Source organism: Bradyrhizobium jicamae, assembly GCF_018130695.1.
GTDB classification, from domain to species: Bacteria; Pseudomonadota; Alphaproteobacteria; order Rhizobiales; family Xanthobacteraceae; genus Bradyrhizobium; species Bradyrhizobium jicamae_B.
Map to the genome: position 1 here is coordinate 209,045 of NZ_JAFCJX010000009.1, position 17,712 is coordinate 226,756.

Below are 17,712 nucleotides of genomic sequence, written 5' to 3' on the forward strand. Positions count from 1 at the left end.
ACGATCGGCACGCGAGGAGAAGACGATGAACCAAGAAATTATGAATCTCTTCAATCCGACGACGCCGGCTCAGGTCTTCGACCAGATCCGGATCTCGATCGCGTCTCCTGAGAAGATTCTGTCCTGGTCCTACGGCGAGATCAAGAAGCCGGAGACCATCAACTACCGCACGTTCAAGCCGGAGCGCGACGGCCTGTTCTGCGCCCGCATCTTCGGGCCGATCAAGGACTACGAGTGCCTGTGCGGCAAGTACAAGCGGATGAAGTACAAGGGCATCATCTGCGAAAAGTGCTCGGTCGAGGTCACGCTGTCGCGCGTCCGGCGCGAGCGCATGGGCCATATCGAGCTCGCGGCGCCGGTCGCCCACATCTGGTTCCTGAAGTCGCTGCCGTCGCGCATCGGCCTGCTGCTCGACATGACGCTGAAGGATCTCGAGCGGATCCTCTACTTCGAATATTACGTCGTGCTCGAGCCGGGTCTGACCGCGCTCAAGGACCGTCAGCTGCTGTCCGAGGACGAGTATCTGAAGGCGCAGGACGAGTACGGCCAGGATTCGTTCACCGCCATGATCGGCGCGGAAGCGATCCGCGAGCTGCTCAAGGGTCTCGAGCTTGAGAAGCTCGAGGCGCAGCTGCGCACCGACATGGCCGAGACCGACTCGGACATCAAGCACAAGAAGCTCGCCAAGCGCCTGAAGATCGTCGAGGCCTTCCGCTTCTCCGGCAACAAGCCGGAGTGGATGATCATGACGGTCGTGCCGGTGATTCCGCCGGACCTGCGTCCGCTGGTGCCGCTCGACGGCGGCCGCTTCGCGACGTCTGATCTCAACGACCTCTACCGCCGCGTCATCAACCGCAACAACCGCCTGAAGCGGCTGATGGAGCTGCGCGCGCCCGACATCATCATCCGCAACGAAAAGCGCATGCTGCAGGAGGCCGTCGACGCGCTGTTCGACAACGGCCGTCGCGGCCGCGTCATCACCGGCGCCAACAAGAGGCCTTTGAAGTCGCTCGCCGACATGCTGAAGGGCAAGCAGGGCCGCTTCCGTCAGAACCTGCTCGGCAAGCGCGTCGACTACTCCGGCCGTTCGGTGATCGTGGTCGGTCCCGAGCTGCGCCTGCACCAGTGCGGCCTGCCGAAGAAGATGGCGCTCGAGCTGTTCAAGCCGTTCATCTACTCGCGGCTCGACGCCAAGGGCCTGTCCACCACGGTGAAGCAGGCCAAGAAGCTGGTCGAGAAGGAGCGTCCGGAGGTCTGGGATATCCTCGACGAGGTGATCCGCGAGCATCCGGTGCTGCTGAACCGCGCGCCGACGCTGCATCGCCTCGGCATCCAGGCGTTCGAGCCGGTGCTGATCGAGGGCAAGGCGATCCAGCTGCACCCGCTGGTCTGCGCCGCCTTCAACGCCGACTTCGACGGCGACCAGATGGCCGTGCACGTTCCGCTGTCGCTCGAAGCGCAGCTGGAAGCGCGCGTGCTGATGATGTCGACCAACAACATCCTGCATCCGGCGAACGGCCAGCCGATCATCGTGCCGTCGCAGGACATCGTGCTCGGCCTCTATTACGTCTCGATCATGCGTGAAGGCCTGCCCGGCGAGGGCAAGATCTTCGGCGACATGGCCGAGCTCGAGCACGCGCTGCACTCCAAGGTCATCCACCTCCACACCAAGATCAAGTACCGGTGGGAAGGCATCGACGAGGAAGGCAAGCACTCCAAGCGCTGGATCGAAACCACCGCGGGCCGCGTCATGCTCGGCAATCTCTTGCCGAAGAATCCGAGGATCTCGTACGAAATCATCAACAAGCTGATGACCAAGCGCGAGATCTCCGGCGTCATCGACCAGGTCTACCGCCACTGCGGCCAGAAGGAGACGGTGATCTTCTGCGACCGCATCATGGCGCTCGGCTTCTACAACGCGTTCAAGGCCGGCATCTCGTTCGGCAAGGACGACATGGTCGTGCCGCACGGCAAGTGGAAGATCGTCGACACCACCCGTACGCTGGCGAAGGATTTCGAGCAGCAGTACAATGACGGTCTGATCACCCACGGCGAGAAGTACAACAAGGTCGTCGACGCCTGGTCGAAGGCGACGGAAGAAATCGCCAAGGCGATGATGAAGGAGATCTCCGCCACCAAGAAGACGGCGAGCGGGGCCGATGCCGACATCAACTCGATCTACATGATGGCCCACTCCGGTGCGCGTGGTTCGCCGGCGCAGATGCGCCAGCTGGCCGGCATGCGCGGCCTGATGGCCAAGCCGTCCGGCGAGATCATCGAGACGCCGATCATCTCGAACTTCAAGGAAGGTCTGTCGGTGCTCGAGTACTTCAACTCGACCCACGGCGCCCGCAAGGGTCTGGCCGACACCGCGTTGAAGACCGCGAACTCCGGCTACCTGACCCGTCGTCTGGTCGACGTTGCGCAAGACTGCATCATCACGCAGGACGACTGCGGCACCCATCTCGGCATCAAGATGCGCGCCATCGTCGATGCCGGCACGGTGGTGGCCTCGCTCGGCTCGCGCATCCTGGGCCGCGTGGCCTGCGATGACGTGCGCGACACCGCCTCCAACAAGGTGATCGTCAAGCGCGGCACGCTGATGGAGGAAAGCCACGTCGACGCCATCCAGCAGGCCGGCGTCCAGGAGGTGAAGATCCGCTCGGCACTGACCTGCGAGCTGATCAACGGCATCTGCGGCAAGTGCTACGGCCGCGACCTCGCGCGCGGCACGCCGGTCAACCACGGTGAGGCCGTTGGCGTCATCGCGGCTCAGTCGATCGGTGAGCCCGGCACCCAGCTGACGATGCGCACGTTCCACATCGGCGGCGCGGCGCAGCTCAACGAGCAGTCGTTCGTGGAGTCGAACTTCGACGGCAAGATCGTGATCAAGAACAAGGCCATCGCCCGCAACAGCGAAGGCCACCTGATCGCGATGGTGCGCAACATGGTGGTCGCGATCGTCGACGCCGATGGCGCCGAGCGTGCGACCCACCGTATCCAGTACGGCTCGCGCATGCATGTCGACGAGGGCGACACCGTCAAGCGCGGCCAGCGCATCGCGGAGTGGGATCCCTACACCCGTCCGATCCTCACCGAGGCGGAAGGCACCATCGGCTTCGAGGATCTGGTCGAGGGGCAGTCGATCTCGGAAACGCTCGACGAATCGACCGGTATCGCCAAGCGCGTGGTCATCGACTGGCGCTCGACCCGCGGCGGTGCGGACCTGCGTCCGGCGATCGTGGTCAAGGGCAAGGACGGCAAGGTCCTGAAGCTCGCGCGTGGCGGCGATGCCCGCTACATGCTGTCGGTCGACGGCATTCTGTCGGTCGACGTCGGTGCGCAGGTCAAGGCCGGCGACATCCTGGCGCGTATCTCCACCGAGAGCGCCAAGACGCGCGACATCACCGGCGGTCTGCCGCGGGTGGCGGAACTGTTCGAGGCTCGCAAGCCGAAGGACGCGGCGATCATCGCGGAAACCGCGGGCACGATCCGCTTCGGCCGCGACTACAAGAACAAGCGCCGCATCTCGATCGAGCCGATGGACAAGACCGAGGAGCCGAAGGAGTACCTGATCCCGAAGGGCAAGCACATCCACCTTCAGGACGGCGACATCGTCGAAAAGGGCGACTTCATCGTCGAAGGCAACCCGGCGCCGCATGACATCCTGGCGATCAAGGGCATCGAGGAACTCGCTGCCTATCTGGTCAACGAAATCCAGGAGGTCTACCGGCTGCAGGGCGTGCTCATCAACGACAAGCACATCGAGGTGATTGTCCGTCAGATGCTGCAGAAGGTCGAGGTCACCGATCAGGGCGACACCGACATGATCTCGGGCGAGCAGGTCGACAAGATCGAGTTCGACGCGCTCAACACCAAGGCCAAGGAGGAGGGCAAGAAGCCCGCCACGGGTACGCCGGTTCTGCTCGGCATCACCAAGGCGAGCCTGCAGACCCGCTCCTTCTTCTCGGCGGCGTCGTTCCAGGAGACCACGCGCGTGCTCACCGAAGCTGCCGTCAACGGCAAGGTGGACCCGCTCGAAGGCCTCAAGGAGAACGTCATCGTCGGCCGCCTGATCCCGGCCGGCACCGGCGCCTCGATGGCGCGGATCCGCGAAGTCGCGATGAAGCGCGACAAGCTGATCCTCGACGAGCGCGAGAAGCAGGCGGCGATCGTGCCGGCTGCTGCTCCGGAAGCCGAACCGCTGGCGCTGCCGCCGGCGGAATAAGCCTCCGCAAGACTACGGAGACAGACGAAAAGGCCGGCTTTTTGCCGGCCTTTTTGCTGCTTTGTTTCCCTGCTGCGGTGCGGGGACCCGCTTTGTTCATCTTCCCTTCAGGCTGAAAAGCGCTTTTGCTAGGCTGACTTAGACCGGCCCTTTGCGAGCCGGAACCGACGGAACCCACATGCTTGATCTCGCAATCGTAGGCGGCGGCCCTGGCGGGCTGATGAGCGCCTGGTATCTGAAGAAGAAGCTCGGCGATCTCTGCCGCATCACGATCTTCGAGGCGTCCGATCGCCTCGGCGGCAAGATCGTGACGCGCAAGTTCGACACCGCGCCTGCGATGTATGAAGCCGGCGTTGCCGAGATCTACGACTACTCGATGACCGGACCCGATCCGCTGCGCGAGCTGATCCAGCATTTCGGCCTGCAGACGATACCGATGGACGCCGAGCAGGTGCAGCTCGATGGCGAACTGCTCAACGACGTGCCGGGCATGCGTCGCAAGTACGGCGCCAAGACCGCCGCTGCGATCGAGGCGTTCCGCAAGCGCTGCGCCAACATGGTGTCGCCGATCGAATACTACGAAGGCGTCGGCGCCCACGACAACGAGCATCCCTGGGCCTACAAGACCGCCGAGCAATTGCTCGACGAGGAGGTCAAGGATCCCATCGCAAAACGCTTCTTCAAGGTGATGGCGCGCTCCGATATCGCGACCGAGAGCCACAACACCAACGGCCTCAACGCGCTGAAGAACTTCGTGATGGATGTCGACGGCTATATCGGCCTCTACTCGATCCAGAACGGCAATGAGCAGCTGATCGATTGCCTGCGCTCGGAAGTCTCAGCTGACATCCAGCTCAATCATCGCGTCCTCAAGGTCGGCAAGACCGGGAGCGGGCGCTACCAGCTCAACATGATGAACGGCAAGGGGCCGGAGACGCGCGATTTCGATCTCGTGCTGGTCTGCCTGCCGCATTCCTGGCTCTCGACCATGCGCTGGGACGGCGAAGAGCTGCGCAAGTCGATGGTCAAGCACGTCGCCTATTTCGATCGTCCCGCGCACTATCTGCGTGTCTCGATCCTGTTCGACGAGCCGTTCTGGGGCGAGAAGATTCCCGGCGCCTGGTTCATGTCGGAAGCGTTCGGCGGCTGCTGCGTCTACAATGAGGGCGCGCGCCACGACGTCGGCAAGCACGGCGTGCTGAACTGGCTGATCGCGGGCTCGGATGCGCTGGCCTTCGCTAATCTTAGCGACCAGGAGCTGATCGACGCCGCGCTGAAGTCGCTGCCGGCTTCGCTCGGCAATGTCCGCGAGCATTTCCTCGAGGGCAAGATCCATCGCTGGCTGTCGTCGGTCAACGCGCTACCCGGCGGCTTGCCGGTGCGCGACGTCATGACCAATCACCGCCCGGAGCCGAAGGACCATCCCGGCATCGTCGTGGTCGGCGACTATCTCTTCGATTCGACCCTGAACGGTCTGCTCGACTCCTCGGATGCGGCGACCGACATCGTCGTCACCGAGATGATGCGGCTGCGCCGCTCGAAGGCGCAGGAGTCCGGCAACCTCTCCGACAAGATCGACCGCGACTATTTCCAGAACTATCGCGGTGCCGGTCCCTATGGCGACGTGTGGCGTCAGTTCTCCGATCCGACCTACCTGACCGACATGATCAAGATCGTGTGGGGCAGGGCGAAGGGCTACAAGGTGCTGATCGCGGGTTCGGCCAGCGGCGAGCTGGTCGGTGCGCTGCGCGAGCGCGGCATCGATGCCTGGGGTGTCGAGAACAATCGCTACATCCACGGCAAGACGCCGAAGGCGCTGCAGAAGTACAACAAGTTCGGCTCGATCACCGACCTGCCGTTCAAGACAGGCGAGTTCGACTTCGTCTACGAGACCAGCCTTTGCCATGTCGGCGAGAAGCAGGTGGTGCGCGCAGTGCGCGAGCTCAATCGCGTGATGAAGACCGGCCTGGTGTTCGGCTCGGTCACCTCGGACATGGCGCCGGGGTTGATCGACCGCTACGACCTGTTGCGCGGGGTCAGGAAGCTCGGCACCTGGTGGGAATGGTCGGAGCTGTTCTTCGGCAACGGCTTCGATCTCTCGATGCATCGCAAGGATTGCACCGACGCGTTGTGGGCCGCGACCCTTGCCGCCAACAAGGGGCCGGGGCAGTGGTACGCCGACGCCGACTCCTTGCGCTACTCGTTCTTCGACAAGGTCGAGGACGACGAGGACGAAGACTAGTCGCCTCGACGCCGCCGCGTCAGAAAACTGTAAAAGGGGCGGGCGCGCAGCGCGCCCCTTCCGCCGTTGCAACTTTCGTGCGGCGCGTCCTCGACTGCCAATTGCTTTGCCGAATTCATCCTGATCGCATAGGATTGCCGCCGTTGCGATTTGCGTGACGATTTCGATTTGCGGTCATGCCGGCCGTGCAGCATCGGTTGGTTTCATGGCGCCCAAATCTCCCACCTCCGAGCCTCCTAGCTCAAAGCCTCCTGCCCCTGACGACCCTGAACTGACCGCGGCCGAGGAGGCCGAGCGGAAGAAGAAGCTTGCAGCATCGGCTGTTGTGCCTGCGGCTGCGAAGCCGGCGCCCGACGATGACGACGAGGATGAGGACGACGAACTCGAGCTCGACGACGATGATGATGACGAGGACCTCGTCGTCTTCACCGCCAAGGAAGCCGCCGGCGCGCTCGCCACCATCTACGGCTTCGTCAGGCCCTTCCTCTCCAGCTACAAGAAGCTGTTCGTCTTCGTGACCTTCGGCGTGCTGGTCGAGACGTTGTTCAACGTCATCATGCCGCTCAGCCTGAAATTCCTGATCGACGACGCGCTCGGCGAGGAAGATTTCCAGGCGCTCTACAAGATCCTCGGCGTACTCGCGGTTGCCGGCATCATCACCTCGATCATCGCGGTCTGGTACGAGCGCTGGGATGCGCGGCTTGCCGCCAACATCATCTCCGACGTCCGCACCCGCCTGTTCGACCATGTGCAGAACCTGCCATCGGCCTATTTCGCGCGCACCAAGCGCGGCGAGATCCTGTCGCGCTTCTCGATCGACCTGTCGGCGTTCGAGGGTGCGATCAAGAGCTTTGCCAACAGCGCAGCGCTGCCGTTTTTCGAATTGATTGCCGGCATCATCCTGATGCTGTTCCTGAACTGGCAGCTCGCCGCGGTGGCGCTCCTGGTGTTTCCGATCACACTGATCGGCCCGCGCATCCTCACCCCGAAGGCGGTGCAGGCCAATTACGAGCAGAAGCTGCAGGAGGCAGGGCTGCTGGCGACCGTGCAGGAAAACGTCGCCGCGCAAGCGGTGGTGAAGGCCTTCAACCTGCAGCGCCGCGCGCTCGGCTGGTTCACGCTGCGCAACAATGACGTGCGGCTGAAGTCGGCGTCCGCCACCTTCCTGTCGACCATGGTCGAGCGCACCGTGACCATCTCGGTGCTGCTGTTGCATTTGGTGGTGCTCGCGATCGGCGCCTATCTCGCCACCAAGGGCCAGATCACGATCGGCACCTTCGTCACCTTCGAGAGCGCATTCTGGGAGGTGTCCTACAACATCGCCCATCTCATGCATTTCATCCCGGTGTCGATCCAGTCGGCGGCGGCGATCCGGCACATCCAGGAGCTGCTTGACGAGCCGACCCGCGGCGCCGACCGTCCCGGCGCGCCGGACCTGCCGCGTATCACCAACGACATCACCTTCGATCGCGTCACCTTCCAGTATGAGGGCGCGCTGACGCCGGTGCTCGACAATCTCAGCCTCAAGCTCAATGCCGGCAAAAGCATCGCAATCGTGGGTCCCTCAGGCTCCGGCAAGAGCACGCTGCTCAATTTGATCCTGCGGCTCTACGTGCCGGACGAGGGCCGCGTCGCGATCGACGGCGTCGACATCCGCCGCGTCACCCGCGAGTCGCTGCGGGCGAGCATGGCGGTGGTGTTCCAGGAGAACATGCTGTTCAACATGTCGATCCGCGAGAACATCCGGCTCGGCAAGGAAGGCGCGACCGACGAGGAGGTGGTGGACGCCGCCAAGAAGGCCGAGATCCACCGCTACATCATGAGCCTGCCGCAGAAATACGACACGCCGGTCGGCGAGCGCGGCGATACGCTGTCCGGCGGCCAGCGCCAGCGCATCGCGATCGCGCGCGCCATCATCCGCAATCCCTCGGTGCTGCTGCTGGACGAGGCGACCTCGGCGCTCGACCAGACCACGGAAGCTGCGATCAACCGCACGCTGCTCAAGGTCGCCGAAGGCCGCACCATGATCTGGTCGACGCATCGGCTGACTTCGGTCGTGGAGATGGACGAGATCATCGTCATCTCCGGCGGCCGGGCGATCGAGCGCGGCTCGCATGCCGAGCTGCTCGCCAAGAACGGCACCTACCGCAAGCTATGGGACGACCAGGGCCTCGCCAGTCACGACGATGATGACGACGACGACAGCGACGAGGATGATGAGGACGACGAGGACGAGGATGAGGACGACGAGGAGGAGTGAGTGCGGAGCCTTGTCCCCCCGCTGAACGCCTTGTTGAGTCGCCGCAGCGTCCCGTCGCCGAGATAGGCGAGGAAGCGCGCCCAGCGCTGCGCCTGCCAGTAGAGTCCTGGATCGATCGACACCGAGCGGAAGTTGAAGGCTTTTGCGGTGGACCAGGCATCGCATTCAAGCTTGGCCGGATCGTCGTAGAATGCGGCGATCTTCGTTAGCCCCATGCCCTCGCTCGCAAGCCACGCCGGGATGTGGACGTTGCAGAGCTGGGCGACGTCGGTGAACACCTTGTCGGTCCCGGTGCCCGTGACGGGGCAGGTGGCCGCGAAGGCATCGCCGACCAGCACGACGCCGGGCTGCCGATAACCGGTCGAGACGGTGAGGTCGGCGGGGCGGATCTTGATGTCGCCGGCGACGTCGAATTCCCCGGTGATCCGTTTCAGCCGCGGCAGGGCCGCATTGAGCGTCTCGACGGGCTTCCGCCGCATCTCGCGCAGCCAGGGATCGTCGGCCTCGCGATAGGCGAACAGGTTGGCGCGCATCCGGCTGCCGACCGGAAACAGCGTCAGATAGGGGATGCGGTCGCTTGGCCGCTCCGAGAAATAGGTCATTGCCGGGAACGGGAAGGCGGGGCGACCGACCGGCACCAGGTCGAATCCGATCGAGATCGAATGGCAGGCGCTGATCACCTGGCGCTCGATGCCGATCATGCGGCGCAGGCCGACATTCAGCCCATTGGCAAGCACGATGAGCCGGGCTGAAATCTCTTGCCCGTCGGATAGCGTCAGCTTCTGCCGTTCGGTACTGAGCGCGATCTCGACGGCCTTGGCGCAGACGAATTCGGCGGGCTTGCGAATCTCGGCGCGGATCGCTGCGATCAGCACGTCATACATGATGCCGAACTGCTCGCTCGGCGCCTTGTCCAGGAGGTAGCCGAATCGCGCGATCCAGTTTTCGCCGTCGTGAGTCGCCGATCGCAGCACGGAATCGGCCAGTCCCGTCTTCTCGAATCGCTCGAGCTGGACGCCGCCGCTGAGCTTTTCGACGCGAAAATCGAACGGATAGACCGCATGCGGGTCGATCACGACGCTCGCAATCCCGGCGCGGCCGAGCATGGCGGCCGCGGTCGAGCCTGCAAGGCCGCCGCCAATGATCGCGATGTCGGTGTACCGCATAAAGGGAATCCGGGCCTCGGAACCCCATCTTTGCGCCGCGAATGGCAAATAAAGGCTTAGTTTGGTGGGGCGCCTTAAGGGCAAAGCTGCGGAGAGTTGTTTCTACCTATGTTTTACCCGGATAAAATATGTGATCTTGTGTCACAAAGGGCTGGTCGGGACGCCCAAAATTTGCGCGATTCCGAGTCGCGCGAAATGCGGAATCCGCTGGTGCCATAGGCGTTTCTTTGATTGTCGTTTCGCTTGACTTCACTCAGTTGCGCTTATACAAGGCGCCCACTTAACGACAGGCGGTGAGCAACGCCAGCGTCGGAACGGAGCACCCGGACGGCCTTTTGGGGCAGGGACGGGCACCAACCTCGACGAATGCCGCTCAAACGCTGTCGATTATAGCTAGGCAATGCCAGGACGATACTGGTTCTCTTGAGCAAGTTCTCTTGAGAGTGGGTTCGGATGCATGACCTCGGTGACGGACTGAACAGCGAACGCTGATCGGCCCGGGAATCGCGGTCCTCTGTGGCGTCGAAGCGCTTTCCGCTCAGCAATGAGTGGTTGGCGCGATTTCGTTTTGCGCGGGTGCTAGTTCCGCGTCGAACGGGCCGTACGGGACGGCTAGTCCCGAGAAGAATTTGCGGAGCCATTCAAGGTCTCCGCGCGAATTAAAGGGTGAAGGCTGCATGCCGACGATCAACCAGCTGATCGCAAATCCACGTGAAGTGCAGAAGTCGCGCAAGAAGGTGCCGGCGCTGCAGCAGTCGCCGCAGAAGCGCGGCGTTTGCACGCGCGTCTACACCACGACCCCGAAGAAGCCGAACTCGGCGCTTCGTAAGGTCGCCAAGGTGCGCCTGACCAACGGCTTCGAGGTGATCGGCTACATCCCGGGTGAGGGCCATAACCTGCAGGAGCACTCGGTGGTCATGATCCGCGGCGGCCGCGTCAAGGACTTGCCGGGCGTGCGCTACCACATCCTCCGCGGCGTGCTGGATACCCAGGGCGTCAAGAACCGTAAGCAGCGTCGTTCGAAGTACGGCGCGAAGCGTCCGAAGTAAGCGGGAACCAGATCGATGTCTCGTCGCCATTCTGCCGAAAAGCGTGAAGTGCTTCCCGATCCGAAGTTCGGGAACATCATCGTTACCAAGTTCATGAACTCGGTCATGTATGCCGGGAAGAAGTCGGTTGCCGAAGGCATCGTCTACGGTGCGTTCGGTATCATCGAGGCCAAGACCAAGCAGAACCCGCTCGGCGTGTTCGAGCAGGCGCTCGAGAACGTCATGCCGACCATCGAGGTCCGTTCCCGCCGCGTGGGTGGTGCGACCTACCAGGTGCCGGTGGAAGTTCGCTCGGTGCGTCGCCAGGCGCTCGGCATTCGCTGGCTGATTTCGGCTGCGCGCGATCGCAACGAGAAGACCATGACGGAGCGGCTCTCGGCGGAGCTGCTGGATGCGTCGAACAACCGGGGGAACGCCGTCAAGAAGCGTGAAGACGTGCACAAGATGGCGGAAGCCAACCGTGCCTTCTCGCACTATCGCTGGTAACGGCGACTAACGGAACAGGAAGAACCCATGCCCCGCCAACATGCCATCGAGGACTACCGTAACTTCGGTATCATGGCGCATATCGACGCCGGCAAGACCACGACGACCGAGCGCATCCTCTATTACACCGGCAAGAGCCACAAGATCGGCGAAGTGCACGAAGGTGCCGCGACGATGGACTGGATGGAGCAGGAGCAGGAGCGTGGCATCACGATCACCTCGGCTGCGACCACCGCGTTCTGGGCCGGCAAGCGCCTGAACATCATCGACACCCCCGGCCACGTCGACTTCACCATCGAAGTCGAGCGTTCGCTGCGCGTGCTCGACGGCGCCGTTTGCGTTCTCGACTCCAACCAGGGCGTCGAGCCGCAGACCGAGACCGTCTGGCGTCAGGGCGACAAGTACAAGGTTCCGCGCATCGTCTTCGCCAACAAGATGGACAAGACCGGCGCCGACTTCTTCAAGTGCCTGTCCGACATCGTCGACCGCCTCGGCGCCAAGCCGATCGCGATCCAGCTGCCGATCGGTGCCGAGAACAACTTCAAGGGTCTCGTCGACCTCGTGAAGATGAAGGGCATCATCTGGAACGATGAATCGCTCGGCGCGAAGTTCGACTACGTCGACATCCCGGAAGACCTGGTCGAGCAGGCCAAGGAATACCGCGAGAAGATGGTGGAAGCCGCCGTCGAGCTCGACGACGATGCGCTCGCCGCGTTCCTCGACGGCAACGAGCCGGATGAAGCCACGCTGAAGCGGCTGATCCGCAAGGCCGTGCTGACCGGCGCGTTCTATCCCGTGCTGTGCGGTTCCGCGTTCAAGAACAAGGGTGTGCAGCCGTTGCTCGACGCCGTCGTCGACTATCTGCCGTCGCCGATCGACGTGCCCGCGATTAAGGGCACCGACGAGGACGGCAACGAGGTCGTGCGCAAGGCGGACGACAAGGAGCCGCTCGCGCTGCTCGCATTCAAGATCATGGACGACCCCTTCGTCGGTACCATCACCTTCTGCCGCATCTATTCCGGCATCCTGCAGTCGGGCACCGGCGTGGTGAACTCGACCCGCGAGAAGAAGGAACGTATCGGCCGCATGCTGCTGATGCATGCGAACAATCGCGAAGACATCAAGGAAGCCTATGCGGGCGACATCGTCGCGCTGGCCGGCCTGAAGGAAGCGCGCACCGGCGACACGCTGTGCGACGCCAACAAGCCGGTCATCCTCGAGAAGATGGAATTCCCGGAGCCGGTGATCGAGATCGCGATCGAGCCGAAGTCGAAGGCCGACCAGGAAAAGCTGGGCGTGGCGCTGGCCAAGCTCGCCGCGGAGGATCCGTCCTTCCGCGTGTCGACCGACCACGAGTCCGGCCAGACCATCCTCAAGGGCATGGGCGAACTCCATCTCGACATCAAGGTCGACATCCTCAAGCGCACCTACAAGGTCGACGCCAACATCGGCGCGCCGCAGGTGGCGTTCCGCGAGCGTGTCACCAAGCGCGTCGAGCACTCCTACACCCACAAGAAGCAGACCGGTGGTACCGGTCAGTTCGCGGCCGTGACGATCATCGTCGAGCCGAACGAGGCGGGCAAGGGCTACGAGTTCGAATCCAAGATCGTCGGCGGCGCGGTGCCGAAGGAATACATCCCCGGCGTCGAAAAGGGTCTCGAGAGCGTGCTGTCCTCCGGCGTGGTCGCGGGCTTCCCGATCGTCGACGTCAAGGTGCAGCTGATCGACGGCAAGTATCATGACGTCGACTCGTCGGCGCTGGCCTTCGAAATCGCGACGCGGGCCTGCTTCCGCGAAGCGCTGCAGATGGGCAAGTCGGTCCTGCTCGAGCCGATCATGAAGGTCGAGGTCGTGACCCCGGAAGACTACACCGGTTCGGTCATCGGCGATCTCAACTCCCGTCGTGGCCAGATCCAGGGCCAGGACATGCGCGGCAACGCCAACGTCATCAACGCGATGGTGCCGCTCATGAACATGTTCGGTTACGTGAATAACCTGCGCTCGATGAGCCAGGGTCGCGCGACCTTCACGATGCAGTTCGACCACTACGCAGAAGCCCCGGCCAACGTGTCGGCTGAAGTCCAGAAAAAGTTTGCCTGATTATCGTTGGTTGGCAGCTAACGATTGAACGGAGAGTCAAATGGCCAAAGCAAAATTTGAACGTAACAAGCCCCACTGCAACATCGGCACCATCGGTCACGTCGACCATGGCAAGACCTCGCTGACCGCGGCGATCACCAAGGTGCTCGCGGAGACCGGTGGCGCGACGTTCACCGCCTACGACCAGATCGACAAGGCGCCGGAAGAGAAGGCGCGCGGCATCACCATCTCGACCGCTCACGTCGAGTATGAGACCCAGAACCGCCACTACGCCCACGTCGACTGCCCCGGCCACGCCGACTACGTCAAGAACATGATCACCGGCGCCGCCCAGATGGACGGTGCGATCCTGGTCGTGTCGGCCGCTGACGGCCCGATGCCGCAGACCCGCGAGCACATCCTGCTCGCCCGCCAGGTCGGCGTGCCCGCGCTCGTCGTGTTCCTCAACAAGTGCGACATGGTCGACGATCCGGAGCTGCTCGAGCTCGTCGAGCTCGAAGTCCGCGAGCTGCTCTCGAAGTACGAATTCCCGGGCGACAAGATCCCGATCATCAAGGGCTCGGCGCTCGCCGCCCTCGAAGACAAGGACAAGAAGCTCGGCCACGACGCCATCCTCGAGCTGATGCGCAACGTCGACGAGTACATCCCGCAGCCGGAGCGTCCGATCGACCAGCCGTTCCTGATGCCGGTTGAAGACGTGTTCTCGATCTCGGGCCGCGGTACCGTGGTCACCGGTCGTGTCGAGCGCGGCGTGATCAAGGTCGGCGAGGAAATCGAGATCGTCGGTATCCGCGACACCCAGAAGACCATCGTCACCGGCGTCGAAATGTTCCGCAAGCTGCTCGATCAGGGCCAGGCCGGCGACAACATCGGTGCGCTGCTCCGCGGCACCAAGCGCGAGGAAGTCGAGCGCGGCCAGGTGCTCTGCAAGCCGGGTTCGGTCAAGCCGCACACCAAGTTCAAGGCTGAGGCCTACATCCTCACCAAGGAAGAGGGCGGCCGTCACACCCCGTTCTTCACGAACTACCGTCCGCAGTTCTACTTCCGCACCACCGACGTGACCGGCGTCGTGCACCTGCCCGAAGGCACCGAGATGGTGATGCCGGGCGACAACATCGCGATGGAAGTGCACCTGATCGTGCCGATCGCGATGGAAGAAAAGCTGCGCTTCGCGATCCGCGAAGGCGGCCGCACCGTCGGCGCCGGCGTCGTCGCCGCCATCATCGAGTAAGGGTGGACCAATCAAGGGAGCGGCGAGTGGGTTTCTCCATTCGCCGCTCACCACTCCCTATTCGCTAAGACAGCGACGAAGAAAGAGATACGGCAATGAACGGCCAAAACATTCGCATCCGTCTCAAGGCGTTCGACCATCGGATCCTCGATACGTCGACCCGTGAGATCGTGAACACGGCGAAGCGCACCGGTGCGCAGGTTCGCGGACCCATTCCGCTGCCGACCCGCATCGAGAAGTTCACCGTCAACCGTTCGCCGCACGTTGACAAGAAGAGCCGCGAGCAATTCGAGATGCGCACCCACAAGCGCCTCCTCGACATTGTCGATCCGACCCCGCAGACCGTCGATGCGCTGATGAAGCTCGACCTGGCCGCCGGCGTCGACGTCGAGATCAAGCTCTAAGGTTTTGGATTTTTACGTCCGCCGATTGCGGACAGAAAGACAGGAAGCACGCCGATGCGCTCCGGAGTGATCGCACAGAAGGTCGGGATGACGCGGGTCTTTACGGAGACCGGCGAGCATATCCCTGTGACCGTGCTGAAGTTGGGCAACTGCCAGGTGCTGGGCCACCGCACCACCGAGAAGAACGGCTACGTCGCCCTTCAACTCGGCTCGGGCGCCCGCAAGACCGTGTACATGCCGAAGGCCGAACGCGGCCAGTTCGCCGTGTCGAAGGTCGAGCCGAAGCGCAAGGTCGCCGAATTCCGCGTGTCCGAGGACGCGCTGATCCCGGTCGGCGCGGAAATCCAGGCGGACCATTTCGTGGTCGGCCAATTCGTCGACGTGACCGGCACCTCGGTCGGTAAGGGGTTTGCCGGCGGCATGAAGCGCTGGAACTTCGGCGGTCTGCGCGCCACGCACGGTGTGTCGATCTCGCACCGTTCGATCGGTTCGACCGGTGGCCGTCAGGACCCCGGCAAGACCTGGAAGAACAAGAAGATGCCCGGCCACATGGGTGTCGACCGCATCACCACGCTCAACCTGCGGGTCGTCCAGACCGACGTCGAGCGCGGCCTGATCCTCGTCGAAGGCGCCGTTCCCGGCTCCAAGGGCGGCTGGATCTCGGTGCGCGATGCGGTGAAGAAGCCGCTGCCGAAGGAAGCCCCGAAGCCCGGCAAGTTCAAGGTTGCCGGCGAGGGCGCCACCGAGGCTGCGGCCGAGAAGGAGGGTGCGTGAGATGGAACTGAAGGTCACCACCCTTGAGGGCAAGGAAGCTGGTTCGGTCCAGCTGTCGGATGCGATCTTCGGCCTCGAGCCGCGCGCCGACATCATCCAGCGTTGCGTGCAGTGGCAGCTCAACAAGCGCCAGGCCGGCACGCACAAGGCCAAGGGCCGCGCCGAGATCTGGCGCACCGGCAAGAAGATGTACAAGCAGAAGGGCACCGGCGGCGCCCGTCACGGCTCGGCCCGCGTGCCGCAGTTCCGCGGCGGTGGCCGTGCGTTCGGTCCGGTCGTGCGCTCGCATGCGACCGACCTGCCGAAGAAGGTCCGTGCGCTGGCGCTGAAGCATGCGCTGTCGGCCAAGGCCAAGGACGGCGGGCTGGTCGTGATCGACCAGGCGGCGATCAAGGAAGCCAAGACCAAGGCGTTGATCGGCAACTTCGCGGGCCTCGGCCTGACCAATGCGCTGATCATCGACGGCGCCGAGCTGAACACCGGTTTCGCGACCGCGGCTCGCAACATCCCCAACATCGACGTGCTGCCGATCCAGGGCATCAACGTCTATGACATTCTCCGCCGCCACAAGCTGGTGCTGACCAAGGCTGCGGTTGATGCGCTGGAGGCGCGCTTCAAATGAAGAATATCGACCCGCGCCATTACGACGTGATCGTCGCTCCCGTCATCACGGAAAAGGCGACGCTGGCTTCCGAGCACAACAAGGTGTTGTTCAAGGTCGCGAGCAAGGCCACCAAGCCGCAGATCAAGGAAGCGATCGAGAAGCTGTTCGACGTCAAGGTGAAGAGCGTCAACACGCTCGTCCGCAAGGGCAAGACCAAGGTGTTCCGCGGCAATCTCGGCTCGCAGTCGGACACCAAGCGCGCGATCGTGACCCTGGAAGAGGGCCACCGCATCGACGTGACGACCGGACTATAAGGCGTAACCACGATGGCATTGAAAACCTACAATCCCACGACGCCGGGCCAGCGCCAGCTGGTGATGGTCGATCGTTCGGCGCTCTACAAGGGCAAGCCGGTGAAGGCGCTGACCGAGGGCAAGCTCGGCACCGGCGGCCGCAACAACACCGGCCGCATCACCGTGCGCTTCCGCGGCGGCGGCCACAAGAAGGCCTACCGTGTCGTCGACTTCAAGCGCGACAAGGTGGACGTGGCGGCGACCGTGGAGCGGCTGGAGTATGATCCGAACCGCACCGCGTTCATCGCGCTGATCAAGTACGCCGACGGCGAGCAGGCCTACATCCTGGCGCCGCAGCGTCTGGCGGCCGGCGACACCGTCGTGGCCGGCAACTACGTCGACGTGAAGCCGGGCAACGTCATGCCGCTCGGCAACATGCCGGTCGGCACGATCATCCACAATATCGAGCTGAAGATCGGCAAGGGCGGTCAGCTGGCGCGTTCCGCCGGTACCTACGCCCAGATCGTCGGCCGCGACCAGGACTACGTGATCGTCCGCCTGAACTCGGGCGAGCAGCGTTTGGTGCACGGCCGTTGCCGCGGCACCATCGGCGCGGTCTCGAACCCCGACCACATGAACATCTCGATCGGCAAGGCCGGTCGTACCCGCTGGCTCGGCTGGCGTCCGCACAACCGCGGCGTCGTCATGAACCCGATCGACCATCCGCACGGCGGTGGTGAAGGTCGTACCTCGGGCGGCCGCCACCCGGTCACCCCGTGGGGCAAGCCGACCAAGGGCAAGAAGACCCGTACCAATAAGTCGACCAACAAATTCATTCTCCTAAGCCGCCACAAGCGGAAGAAGTAAGGAACGCC

The 17,712-nt window shown here is 63.4% G+C and carries 13 protein-coding genes; 12 read left to right on the forward strand and 1 reads right to left on the reverse strand.

The features are described from left to right. Nucleotides 1–25 precede the first annotated feature (25 nt). The 3 genes from rpoC to JQ604_RS15375 all read left to right on the forward strand — a co-directional run bounded on the left by rpoC (nt 26) and on the right by JQ604_RS15375 (nt 8,730). Nucleotides 26–4,228 carry a DNA-directed RNA polymerase subunit beta' gene (gene rpoC / locus JQ604_RS15365; protein ID WP_212358244.1) on the forward strand — a complete coding sequence of 1,401 codons (4,203 nt, stop codon included), beginning with the start codon at nt 26–28 and terminating at the stop codon, nt 4,226–4,228. 178 nt (nt 4,229–4,406) lie between these two features. Then, nucleotides 4,407–6,470 carry an FAD-dependent oxidoreductase gene (locus JQ604_RS15370; protein WP_212358245.1) on the forward strand — a complete coding sequence of 688 codons (2,064 nt, stop codon included), beginning with the start codon at nt 4,407–4,409 and terminating at the stop codon, nt 6,468–6,470. A 205-nt stretch (nt 6,471–6,675) separates the two neighbouring features. Next, nucleotides 6,676–8,730, forward strand: coding sequence for an ABC transporter ATP-binding protein (locus tag JQ604_RS15375; protein WP_212358246.1), 2,055 nt, complete (start codon nt 6,676–6,678; stop codon nt 8,728–8,730). Here JQ604_RS15375 and JQ604_RS15380 read toward each other — a convergent pair. Further along, a complete protein-coding gene (locus JQ604_RS15380; RefSeq protein ID WP_212358247.1) occupies nt 8,649–9,896 on the reverse strand; it encodes an FAD-dependent oxidoreductase in 1,248 nt (415 codons plus the stop codon). The genes JQ604_RS15375 and JQ604_RS15380 overlap by 82 nt on opposite strands. A 677-nt stretch (nt 9,897–10,573) precedes the next feature. Here JQ604_RS15380 and rpsL point away from each other — a divergent pair. The 9 genes from rpsL to rplB all read left to right on the forward strand — a co-directional run bounded on the left by rpsL (nt 10,574) and on the right by rplB (nt 17,704). Next, nucleotides 10,574–10,945: a 30S ribosomal protein S12 gene (rpsL, locus tag JQ604_RS15385; protein ID WP_006611834.1), complete on the forward strand. Its 372-nt coding sequence runs from the start codon at nt 10,574–10,576 to the stop codon at nt 10,943–10,945. A gap of 15 nt (nt 10,946–10,960) precedes the next feature. Then, a complete protein-coding gene (gene rpsG, locus JQ604_RS15390) occupies nt 10,961–11,431 on the forward strand; it encodes a 30S ribosomal protein S7 (RefSeq protein WP_212358248.1) in 471 nt (156 codons plus the stop codon). A 27-nt stretch (nt 11,432–11,458) separates the two neighbouring features. After that, the gene (gene fusA, locus JQ604_RS15395) at nt 11,459–13,531 is read left to right on the forward strand and encodes an elongation factor G (protein ID WP_212358249.1); all 2,073 of its coding nucleotides are present in this window, start codon (nt 11,459–11,461) and stop codon (nt 13,529–13,531) included. Between the two features lie 40 nt (nt 13,532–13,571). Next, nucleotides 13,572–14,762, forward strand: a complete 1,191-nt coding sequence (gene tuf, locus JQ604_RS15400; RefSeq protein ID WP_028339316.1) for an elongation factor Tu — start codon at nt 13,572–13,574, stop codon at nt 14,760–14,762. A 95-nt stretch (nt 14,763–14,857) separates the two neighbouring features. Further along, on the forward strand, nt 14,858–15,166 hold the full coding sequence (gene rpsJ / locus JQ604_RS15405; protein WP_002712302.1) for a 30S ribosomal protein S10: 309 nt from the start codon (nt 14,858–14,860) through the stop codon (nt 15,164–15,166). 54 nt (nt 15,167–15,220) lie between these two features. Further along, nucleotides 15,221–15,940: a 50S ribosomal protein L3 gene (rplC, locus tag JQ604_RS15410; protein ID WP_212358250.1), complete on the forward strand. Its 720-nt coding sequence runs from the start codon at nt 15,221–15,223 to the stop codon at nt 15,938–15,940. A gap of 1 nt (nt 15,941) precedes the next feature. Continuing rightward, nucleotides 15,942–16,562, forward strand: coding sequence for a 50S ribosomal protein L4 (gene rplD, locus JQ604_RS15415; protein WP_212358251.1), 621 nt, complete (start codon nt 15,942–15,944; stop codon nt 16,560–16,562). Continuing rightward, a complete protein-coding gene (locus JQ604_RS15420) occupies nt 16,559–16,858 on the forward strand; it encodes a 50S ribosomal protein L23 (RefSeq protein WP_212358252.1) in 300 nt (99 codons plus the stop codon). The genes rplD and JQ604_RS15420 overlap by 4 nt, the downstream gene beginning before the upstream one ends. Before the next feature lie 12 nt (nt 16,859–16,870). After that, entirely contained in the window at nt 16,871–17,704 is an 834-nt protein-coding gene (gene rplB, locus JQ604_RS15425) for a 50S ribosomal protein L2 (RefSeq protein WP_212358253.1), read from the forward strand. The last annotated feature ends 8 nt before the right edge of the window (nt 17,705–17,712 follow it).

Excerpts from the sequence above, each read along its gene's own strand:
- rpoC (WP_212358244.1), top strand. The coding sequence starts at position 26 with ATGAACCAAGAAATTATGAATCTCTTCAATCCGACGACGCCGGCTCAG.
- JQ604_RS15370 (WP_212358245.1), top strand. The coding sequence starts at position 4,407 with ATGCTTGATCTCGCAATCGTAGGCGGCGGCCCTGGCGGGCTGATGAGC.
- JQ604_RS15375 (WP_212358246.1), top strand. The coding sequence starts at position 6,676 with ATGGCGCCCAAATCTCCCACCTCCGAGCCTCCTAGCTCAAAGCCTCCT.
- JQ604_RS15380 (WP_212358247.1), bottom strand. The coding sequence starts at position 9,896 with ATGCGGTACACCGACATCGCGATCATTGGCGGCGGCCTTGCAGGCTCG.
- rpsL (WP_006611834.1), top strand. The coding sequence starts at position 10,574 with ATGCCGACGATCAACCAGCTGATCGCAAATCCACGTGAAGTGCAGAAG.
- rpsG (WP_212358248.1), top strand. The coding sequence starts at position 10,961 with ATGTCTCGTCGCCATTCTGCCGAAAAGCGTGAAGTGCTTCCCGATCCG.
- fusA (WP_212358249.1), top strand. The coding sequence starts at position 11,459 with ATGCCCCGCCAACATGCCATCGAGGACTACCGTAACTTCGGTATCATG.
- tuf (WP_028339316.1), top strand. The coding sequence starts at position 13,572 with ATGGCCAAAGCAAAATTTGAACGTAACAAGCCCCACTGCAACATCGGC.
- rpsJ (WP_002712302.1), top strand. The coding sequence starts at position 14,858 with ATGAACGGCCAAAACATTCGCATCCGTCTCAAGGCGTTCGACCATCGG.
- rplC (WP_212358250.1), top strand. The coding sequence starts at position 15,221 with ATGCGCTCCGGAGTGATCGCACAGAAGGTCGGGATGACGCGGGTCTTT.
- rplD (WP_212358251.1), top strand. The coding sequence starts at position 15,942 with ATGGAACTGAAGGTCACCACCCTTGAGGGCAAGGAAGCTGGTTCGGTC.
- JQ604_RS15420 (WP_212358252.1), top strand. The coding sequence starts at position 16,559 with ATGAAGAATATCGACCCGCGCCATTACGACGTGATCGTCGCTCCCGTC.
- rplB (WP_212358253.1), top strand. The coding sequence starts at position 16,871 with ATGGCATTGAAAACCTACAATCCCACGACGCCGGGCCAGCGCCAGCTG.